The sequence below is a fragment of the Mycobacterium sp. genome, from assembly GCF_036490025.1.
Lineage (GTDB): Bacteria > Actinomycetota > Actinomycetes > Mycobacteriales > Mycobacteriaceae > Mycobacterium.
On sequence record NZ_DASXEP010000091.1, the window covers coordinates 1 to 2,230 of the forward strand.

Annotated in this window: 1 protein-coding gene and 1 pseudogene; both read left to right on the top strand. The window is 68.3% G+C overall.

The genetic code is table 11. The features are described from left to right. On the top strand, positions 1-1,369 hold a 1,369-nt coding region (locus VGG53_RS10455; protein WP_331517986.1), incomplete at its 5' end, for a glycosyl hydrolase family 79 C-terminal domain-containing protein. A gap of 69 nt (positions 1,370-1,438) precedes the next feature. Further along, a pseudogene (locus VGG53_RS10460) lies at positions 1,439-2,230 on the top strand (SGNH/GDSL hydrolase family protein); the annotation flags it as partial.

Sequence of the window (2,230 nt, forward strand, 5' to 3'; positions counted from 1 at the left end):
CCACGCCACCGCCATCGCGCCCGCTGACAGCGCCTCGGCCGACAGCCTGTCGATCACGGTGCACCCGGACCAGCTCGGCAATCAGTTGCACTCCGGGTTCATCGGCCTCTCGTTCGGGGCGGCCACGGTCGCCCAGGACAACTACGCGAGCACGGACCTCGGCGGGTACCTGCGGACGCTCGGCCGCACCGGGGTGATCCGCATAGGCGGCAACTCTGGCGACACCACCTTCTGGACCTCAGCCGGCGAGCCCGCGCCGTCCTGGGCGACCAGTGGCACCATCACCCCGGACAAGCTGCACCAGCTCGCCACCATCGTGCGAGGCGCCGGCTGGAAGGTGATCCTAGCCGTCAACCTCAAGCACCCTGACCCGGCCAGGGCCGCGGACGAGGCGAAGTACGCGCGGCAGATCTTCGGCGACTCGCTGCTGGCAATCGAGATCGGCAACGAGCCGAACTTCTACTACAGCAGCGTCGCCGCGTACTACGCCGACTTCGAGTCCTACGTCGCCGCAATCGAGCAGGCCGTACCCGGCGTGGGCATCACCGGACCCGACGCCGAGACCAACCACAGCTCGTGGCTCGGCGCGTTCGCCGCGCTCGAGGCCGACCACCCGGACGTCACCGAGATCTCCGACCACACCTACCCCACGAGCGCCTGCGGCACTTCGACCGCGACCATACCGGAACTGCTGGGCACCGGCTCGGTGCAGTACGAGACCGCCAACGCGCAAGCCGCACTCAGCGCGGCCGCCCAACTGGGCGTCCCGGCGGCGATGACCGAGACCAACTCGACGGTCTGCGCTGGCACCCCCGGGGTAAGCGACGCGTTCGCGTCAGCGCTGTGGGCACTGGACTATAGTCTGCTGATCGCGCAGCAGGGCATCGTCAGCGCCGACTTCATGGGCGGCACGAACGCCGTCGGCTGCGACCCGTACACCCCGCTGTGCCCCACGACCGGCGACCTAACCGCCCGGCCGATTTACTACGGCATGCTCGCGACCGAACTCGTGGGCGCTGGCCGCTTTGCCGCACTGGACAACCCTGACGCGGCAAGTGTGCGCGCCTACGCAGTAAGGCACGGCCACCGCCTGACCGTCGTGCTCGACGACGTCCAGGACCCAGCGACCAACGGCGCGACCACAGTCACGCTTAACCTCGGCGGCAACTTCCGGTCCGGGCGACTCACCGCGCTGACGACCTCGTCCTCGGCCGGCCTGGCGGCGACGACGGACATCACGCTGGGCGGACGGCAGGTCGGCCCGCACGGCACCTTCCTGCCGCCGCGGTCCACTCCCGTTTCCGTCCGCAACCAGACCGCCACCGTCACGCTGCCCGCGGGCAGCGCCGCGATCATCCAGCTCGACTGAGACGTCCTGACACGCAGCCTGAAAGCTGCGGCGGACGCTTAACGAAGTACTCACCCAATCGGAGTGGCGATGAGAAAGCAGAGACTGCTTACCATGATGGGCGTTGCCATCGTGTGTGCTGCCTTGATCACGGCGGCCGGCAGCGCCTTCGCGGTGAAGAGCGCGGCTGCGAGCACCCCCTGGACGGGCACCTGGTCAGTATCACCGGAGAGCGGCGGCCAGTCGTTCAGCCAGCAGACGTTGCGCCAGATCGTGCATACCAGCATCGGCGGCACCTCCGCACAAGTGCAGGTGTCTAATGTCTTCGGCAGCGCGCCGCTGGTCGTCGCCGACGTGCACGTCGCGCTGCGCTCATCCGGGTCCACCACCGTGTCGGGCTCCGATCACACGGTCACCTTCGGCGGTCAGACCTCGATCACGATTCCGGCCGGCGGGCTGGCCATCAGCGACGCGGTCGCGATATCGGTCCCGGCGCTCTCCGACGTCGCCGTGAGCATGTACCTGCCGCAATCCACCGGCGCATCGACGTACCACGCGCAGGGCACGGCGACCAGCTACATCGCGTCAGGAGACGTCAGCGGCAACGGGACCCTGTCCGGCGCCCAGACGACCAACAGCTACTTTTTCCTGACCAACCTGAACGTGCAGAACACCGCCGCGCAGGGCGCCGTGGTGACATTTGGCGCCTCGATCACCGACGGCTACGCATCTACGACGGACGCCAACGAGCGCTGGCCCAACGACCTGGCCGTCCGGCTGGCGAACTCCGGGCGCACCATCGGCGTGCTCAACCAGGGAATCAGCGGCAACAGGCTGCTGGTGGACTCATCCGGGTCATCTGGCCAGAGCGCGCTTGACCGC